The following is a 7,400-nucleotide window of genomic DNA, read 5'->3' as shown; positions in this document are numbered from 1 at the left end:
GCATGGCCGCCCTCGACTACGCCCGTGCCGTGGCGGAAGGTGAGGACGCGCACCTGGGCGATCCTCGGCATGACTTGAAGCGCAACCTGCGCCGTTTCGACTATGTGATGGAAAAATTCGGCATCACGTCGAGCGAGCGCGGGATCACCGCCCATGGGCTGCGCCACGAAGCGTTGATCCGGCGCTTTGGCGATGAAACCGGTGGCGAGGCCCCGCCGGTGCGCGGCGGAGGCCCCCTCCCACCCGACCTGGACCACGCTGCGCGTCAGGCCGTCGCCAAAATGGCAGGCCACGGGAGGATCAGGGCGTCTGGCGCGTATTTGGGAGCCAGCCCGTCGCGTCACACACCCGCGACGACGGATGAAGGCCTTGCAGCAGCCTCCCCTCACGAGGCCACCGACGCGCCGCATAGCACGGCTTAGCCACACCCGCCGCGGCCCAGGGTCATGCTTGGGCGCGGCACTTTCGCGCCCAAGCGTTCACCAGTGGGCGGGAAGCCGTTAGCATCCTGGCGCAAGCAGAGGGAGAGATATTTTCATGATCGGCATCGACAGCAATAACTGGTTGGTCTACGAGGGGGTTAGCAACTACGGTCACGGCGTGTGGCCCACTCCGGTGGTGTCTATTGCCACCTTGATCGCCAGCGAGGCCGACTGGGAAACGCTGCCGTCCTCGCCTTACCTCGACAACGCCAAGCTGATTTTTCGGGAAGACTCGTTCGATCCGGTTACGCGTGTACGTCGGGGGCGCTTGTATGAGTGGCGGGAGGGCGTGCTACAACAGACCTGGCATTTTCCGCCGCACCCGGCAGAACCCGCCGATGGCACCAGCATGACGAAGGATGGTCGCCTGAGCCGAACGCTCTGTACGTATCGGCCAGCCCAGATGTTTTCTTCAATGCGGCCGAACGTCCTGCGCGCGCAATTGATACTTGGGACGAAGTCGGCCCCGACCGTGTGGCGGATCGTGTCGGTGGAGACGGTGGCATCGGGCGAAGAGTTGATCACGTTGCGGGCCCGTTCAAGCCTTGGCGCGTTGCCCGAGCTCGTCGAGGATCACATCCCCGATGAGGCCCGATCCGAAGTATTGGCGAGTTTGGAGCATGTCGCCGATGCCGCCTTCCGGTCCAGCCCGGTGTCCTTGATCGACTTGTGCCGCGCCGCAGCGACCGTCGTTCTCGCGCACTGGCTCGAATCGACCGAAGGTGCTCCCGATAACGTTCATCATCTTGACCTGGGCCCCTTGTTGAAGGCATTCGAAAAGCAGCAAGGCAATACCGATGCCCATTCGCCATCCGCTGCCGGTTCGGCCGTTCGCTTGCTGCAACGTTTTCACTCGCGAGGGAAACCCAACGAACAGAAACGTTACAACACCCGACCGCCGACCGAGGAAGACGCCCAACTGGTTCTGAATGCCTTGGGCTTTCTTCTCAGGGAAGTCGGTTGGGCTCGATAAGTATGCAGATATTCCCCCCTCTGGATGCGGGTGCCGGAGCGACATATCCGGAGATATTGCTGCCCGATTTCATCCCAGTCAGCAAATCCAACGACATGACCGACTTACTAACCTTCTCGTAAGTATTGTCACGGCATGAGACAATACACGGATGAGATGCAAACGGAACTCGGATGGTCGTGCGATCGACCATCATTCGCTTCAGGTGATGCGCCAGCAGGCGATCAAGGCCGTTGTTCGCGAGGGCCAGACGGCGCAAAACGTGGCTGCGGCCTTTGGCGTGAACGTGCGCAGCGTCTTTCGGTGGCTGGCCGACTTCGCCAATGGCGGGCAGAACGCGTTGCTCGCCAAGCCGATCCCGGGGCGTCCGTCGAAGGTGAGCGCGGAGGAAATGCGCTGGCTCGCTCAGGCCGTTCGGGACTACACGCCGCTGCAGTACAAGTTCGAGTTCGGGCTGTGGACGCTGTCGCTGATTCGCGCGCTGATCAACCGGCAGTTCGGCAAGGCGCTGTCGATTGCGACGGTCAGTCGGCTCATGAAAGTGCGGGGATTCAGCGCACAGAAACCGCTCTATCAGGCTTGGCAACAGGACGCTGCGCTGGTGCGGCAATGGGAGGCGGAAGCCTACCCGGCGATCCGCGCCGAAGCGCGTGCAGCGGGCGCGACGATCTACTTCGCCGACGAGTCGGGAATCCGCTCCGATTACCACACCGGCACGACGTGGGCGCCGCGTGGGCAGACGCCGGTGGTCGAAGTCACCGGCCGGCGTTTCTCGCTGAACATGATCTCGGCGGTGAGCCCGCAGGGCGAGTTTCGCTTCATGCTCCACGACGGTTCGGTCACCGCCACGGTGTTTCGCGAGTTTCTCAAGCGCCTGATGATCGGCGCCGACAAGCCGGTCTTTGTAATCGTCGACGGCCACCCCATTCACAAGGCCAAGCTGGTTCGGGCCTACGTCGACAGCCTGAACGGGCAACTCAAGCTCTTCTACCTGCCGCCGTACTCGCCGCAGCTGAATCCCGACGAACAGGTCTGGGCGCATGTGAAGCGTCAGGTCTCCAAGCGCCTCGTGCAGGACAAGGACGAAATGAAGCGGCTCGCGCTCGGCGCGCTGCGTCGGATTCAACGACTGCCGAACCTCGTCAAATCGTTCTTCCGTCAGCCCGAGTGCCAATACGCGCTTATCTGACATTACTTTCTAGAAGGTTAGTAAGCAGCACGAACCGACCCAAATCGGCATGGCGGTCAATGCCGCCGGAACAGCCTCGACCTGATTCGCTGCTCTGCAGCAGAATGTCGGACGTACCACGTTTGAGTGCGCTGGAGACCTCGTGATAAAGAAGATTCGTGTCCGCGGATACCGCATCCATCGCGACCTGACGATCTACCCAAACCGCAAGCTCAACCTTATCGTCGGCGCCAACGAGTCCGGTAAGTCGACGCTCATGGAGGCCATCGTTCTCGCACTGACGGGACGCATCAACGGGCGAAGCGCGACCGAAGAGCTCAATCCCCACTGGTTCAACGCGGGCGTGGTGGCCGACTTCATCACAAAGAGGGCGCGTGGCGAACCCCAACGGTTGCCGGAAATCGACATCGAGGTGTTCCTCGAAGACGTCCCGGAATTGCAGGAGCTGTGCGGGGCCCATAACTCGGACACGCCCACCAACGCGTGTCCAGGCGTTCGGATTCGTTGCATTCCCAATCCCGACTATTCCGCCGAGCTGCAAGCGTGGGCGAAGGCGCCCTCGCCGCTCTTGCCGGTCGAGTATTACTGCGTCGAGTGGACCACGTTCGCGGACGCCCGGCTGACTATGCGCCCGCGAGTGCTGGCGACCGCGGTCATTGACGCGCGCACCGTTCGAAGCACTAGTGGCGTCGACTATCACCTGCGCCAGATCTTGGGTAGTCAGCTCGAACCCCAGGAGCGAGCCAACATTTCCCGCCAATACCGCGAATCCAAGGCGGCCTTGTCAGATTCTGCGTTCAAGAGCGTGAATGAGCGCATCGGCAAGCTTCATGCGGAACTGCATGAGCAGCCGATTGCCCTGGCGATGGATCAGACCGCGCGCACGTCTTGGGAGGAGTCGGTGGCCCCCCACGTCGATGGCGTTCCGTTCACGATGGCCGGGCAAGGACAGCAGTCAGCGATCAAGATCGCACTGGCGATGAACAAGCATGCGGGCCGAGCCAAGTTCGTCATGATCGAGGAGCCCGAGAACCACCTGAGCCACACCAGCCTGACGAGGCTCCTGCACAGGATGGAAGCGCTGGCCAGCGACGACCAGCAACTCTTCATCACCACTCACAGTTCGAGCGTGCTGAATCGGCTCGGACTTGAGGCCTTGCAGTTCCTCGGCCCCACCGCTCCCGTGAAACTCAACGAGTTGGATCCGGAGACGGTGAGCTACTTCAAGAAGCTACCGGGATTCGACACCCTGCGCATCGTTCTGGCCGACAGAATCGTTCTCGTCGAGGGCCCCTCCGATGAAATCGTCTTCGAGCGGGTGTTCACGGACCTTTATGGAAAGCGGCCCATGGCGTGCGGGATCGATGTCATGAGCATGCGGGGCCTGTCGCTGGCCCGGGGGCTCGAGCTGTGCGGGCGCTTGGGGAAGAAGGTCGCAGCACTTCGCGACAACGACGGCATCGAACCGGATGAGCTTCGAAAGCCGCTGGCGCAGTGGCTCAAGCCTGGCTCCCGTGAAGTCTTCATTGGCGAAGTGGCTCATGGCAGGACGCTCGAGCCGCAGATGATTCATCACTGCGGAGAGGCGCACCTGCGGACCATCCTCCGAATCACGGACAAGGCGGACATCGAGACGTGGATGTCGCGCGAGAAGACCGAGGCCGCCCTGCGCATCGCGAGTTCGCCAGAGCGGTTCACGCCTCCGGCGTACATGCTCCACGCCGCGCAGTTCATCCATGGCTAAGCGGGTGACCCTGGCGGTCGCCGGCTCTCGCAAGACCCAAGGCATCGTCGAGCACTGCGCAGGATTGCCGCGTGAGCGGCGCGTCCTTGCCCTGACCTACACGCAAAGGAACCAGTGCGAGCTTCAGGAACGCCTTGCTCGCTACGCAGGCGACCATCTGAACGTCGAAGTGCTCGGCTGGTTCACGTTCCTCTTGCGGCACTTCGCGAAACCCTTCCTGCCGTTCAAGTTCCCCGGCGAGCGTGTGCTGGGCTTCAACTTTGAAGGCATGCCATTCCGAATGGCAACCGGCAAGGCCCGCTTTGTAGACAAGAGCGGCGCGGTTTACAGGAGCGAACTCGGACGTCTGGCGTTCGAGCTGATCACGGCGAGCCAGGGCGCGCTGACCCGCAGGCTGGAAGGCATCTACGATGAGATCCTGATTGACGAGGTGCAGGACCTCAGCGCCTACGATTGGGACATCGTCGATGCCCTTCTAGGCTCGGCTGTCGACCTCTGGATGGTTGGCGATATCCGCCAAGCGGTGCTCTCCACCAACGCGCGCAGCGCGAAGAACAAGAAGTACGCCTACGCCGAGGCGATCAACTGGTTCCGGAGTCGCGAGAAGAAGGGGCTCTTGGCGATCGAGGAGAGCGCGGTCTCTTGGCGGTGTCACCCGAAGATCGCGGCGTTCTCGGACACCATCTTTGACCCGTCCTGGGCCTTTCCTAGTACCGTCTCCAAGAATGACCACACGACGGGTCATGACGGCGTATTTCTTGTCCGCAGCGAGCACGTCCATGCCTACGTGGCGCAATATGGTCCCCAGAGTCTGCGTCACTCGGTTGCCTCGGCGAAAAATCTGGCCCTGGATTTCATGAACTTCAAGGTTTCCAAAGGCGCGACGTTTCCCCGCGTACTGATTGCCCCGACGTCCACCATCACGAACTTTGTTCGAGGCGGCGTCAGTATGGACGCCATCGCTGCTTCAAGCTTCTATGTGGCGGTCACGCGGGCACAACAGAGCGTCGCAATCGTGCTCGACGACCCAGGTATGTCGCGCTTGCCATATTGGAAGCCGGCGGCGGATCTCGAGCGGGACTAGACATGGTCGGTACTCATCCGATTGCAGCGAGTGGCCGCTTCCAGCTTCGGCCGGACATTGATCGGGATTGGGCGAACTTCCGCTTGTGGCCGCAAGTGCCAGTGATCACGATTATCCGTCCCGCGTGGTCACGTCGGCGGGCTGCTCGGTCAACATCTCAGGAATAAGCATTCCGTCTACGCTGCCTCCACGGCTTCTGCCGCGACCGCTACATCATCACCAGCCATAGGTATGGCACCAGGCCCTGTGTCATCTGATGCCGCGTCGGCGTGAGCCGGCTCCCGATTCCGCAACACGCCCGGCAACCACGCCACGCCCGCCAGCGCCTGTTCGGCTCCGGACACAGCCGCATCCTTCTTGAGCGCTTGCAGCGGGCTGGCTGCATTCGCCCCGGCCGCTTCGGTCACAACCTCCAGGATGCGCGCCTTCGAGACATGGTTGAAGTAGCTCGGCCCGGTCGCCTTCCACCATTTCGTCATGTCCAGCCCGAGCGCCGCCGCGATGCCATCGGTGCTCTGCTTGTCCGGTTCGGCGCCATAGACGCCCGTCACGCTGGTCGCAATCAGGAAGGTGAGCAAACGGACCACGGTGGCGTTGCTCTGCTGGAGCACCCAAGGCAGGATCGCGTCCACGTCTTCGGGCAGATGGGTTGCCCAGGCCTGGCGCTCGGCCTCCAACTGCTGCCATGCAGCGCTGGCTTCTATATCCTCCGCCTCGGTCCGCAGGGTGCCGTGGTTGTCGGTGGCGTTGATGGTCAAGGGATCGCCACTGCCATACAGGCGACGGTAGCCGTCGAGCACCAGCTTTGCGGCGAGTTGCGCGGTCAGGGCGGCGATGGCGACATCGGGGCGGCTCAGCAGTTCGGCCTGGATGGCGGCGACACGATGCGCAGTCAGGCTGCGCACGAGGCGCTCGGAGTGAACCGGCCGGGTCTTGGCCGCAGGCAGCGAGACCAGCGACTCGCCCCCTGCCCCCTCGGTCGAACCGGCCTCGCGGGCAGCCTGCGCCATGTCGCTGCGATCTTCGGGACGGACCAGCCCATAGCGCACCGCGGGTGCCGCATTGTCCCCGACATAGACCACGCAGCCCGCCTGCATCATCAGTTCCACCGGCCAAACCACCAGCGCCGCCTCGATGGCTTCGACTGGCGCGCCCAACGCCTCGGCCTCCTGCTCCAGCTTGTAGAACTCGTCCTCGTTGCCGTCCTGGTCGGCGAGTTCCTCCATCCTGTTGTGGCGCTCGGCGATCTGCGCCTGCAGGCTTTCGAGCTCGGCCGCCTCCTGCTCGGTGGGCGGGCGCTTGGCTTTGCGCAGTTCGCCGTACTTGACGTATTCGTCATAGACATAGCGCGTACGGACATCCACCCATTTCCAGCCCTCGCCCAAGACTTGCTTGGCCGTGCGCTGGAGCTTCCCGATGGCGAGTTTCTCCAGCAGCGCGGCGTCCAGCAGATAGACCTTCTTGTCGTCGTCGCTGAACAGATCGCGGCGCGATGGCCCGCCCGCCTTCTCGTAGGCCTTGACGGTGACGTACTTCGCCACCGGATGGCGGTCGGACTCGATCTCGCCGCGCGTGAGCAACTGGCGCAGGTAGTCGGCATGACGGTTCCACGATGGCAGGTTGGCCCACGCCTGTTCCTGCTTCTCGTGGTCATCGACCGAGGCGAGCACCATCAGGCAGTCCAGACTGATCTTGTCCTCGCGGAACAGGGCCATCAGCTTGGGCGACACCGTTGCCAGCTTCATGCGGCGCTTGACCACCAGCGGCGTGACGCCGAAGGCGGCAGCCACGTCCTCGACCGACTTGCCTTGCCCGATCAGCTTGGCGAAGGCGGCGAACTCGTCTGCGGGATGCATCGGGACATGGAAGCAGTTCTCGGCGAGACTGGCGATCAGCGCCTTGTCGGCGGGGACGATCAGCACCGGGAC

Annotated in this window: 6 protein-coding genes; 5 read left to right on the top strand and 1 reads right to left on the bottom strand. The window is 62.8% G+C overall.

Annotated elements, in window-relative coordinates; genetic code table 11:
* The 5 genes from H7A19_20285 to H7A19_20265 all read left to right on the top strand — a co-directional run.
* On the top strand, nt 1-422 hold a 422-nt coding region (locus tag H7A19_20285; protein MCP5477170.1), incomplete at its 5' end, for an integrase.
* A gap of 115 nt (nt 423-537) precedes the next feature.
* Nucleotides 538-1,455 (top strand): hypothetical protein, encoded by a 918-nt coding sequence (locus H7A19_20280; GenBank protein ID MCP5477169.1) that lies wholly within the window; start codon nt 538-540, stop codon nt 1,453-1,455.
* A gap of 151 nt (nt 1,456-1,606) precedes the next feature.
* Nucleotides 1,607-2,644: an IS630 family transposase gene (locus H7A19_20275; GenBank protein MCP5477168.1), complete on the top strand. Its 1,038-nt coding sequence runs from the start codon at nt 1,607-1,609 to the stop codon at nt 2,642-2,644.
* 142 nt (nt 2,645-2,786) lie between these two features.
* Entirely contained in the window at nt 2,787-4,388 is a 1,602-nt protein-coding gene (locus H7A19_20270) for an AAA family ATPase (protein MCP5477167.1), read from the top strand.
* A complete protein-coding gene (locus H7A19_20265) occupies nt 4,381-5,472 on the top strand; it encodes a UvrD-helicase domain-containing protein (GenBank protein ID MCP5477166.1) in 1,092 nt (363 codons plus the stop codon). Before H7A19_20270 ends, H7A19_20265 begins: the two co-directional genes overlap by 8 nt.
* A gap of 176 nt (nt 5,473-5,648) precedes the next feature.
* Here H7A19_20265 and H7A19_20260 read toward each other — a convergent pair.
* The coding region (locus H7A19_20260) for a chromosome partitioning protein ParB (protein ID MCP5477165.1) at nt 5,649-7,400 on the bottom strand (1,752 nt) is incomplete at its 5' end.

Source organism: Rhodanobacteraceae bacterium (genome assembly GCA_024234055.1).
Taxonomy (GTDB): Bacteria; Pseudomonadota; Gammaproteobacteria; order Xanthomonadales; family SZUA-5; genus JADKFD01.
The sequence above is the reverse complement of the archived record's forward strand: the minus strand, read 5'-3'. Positions and strand labels throughout refer to the sequence as shown.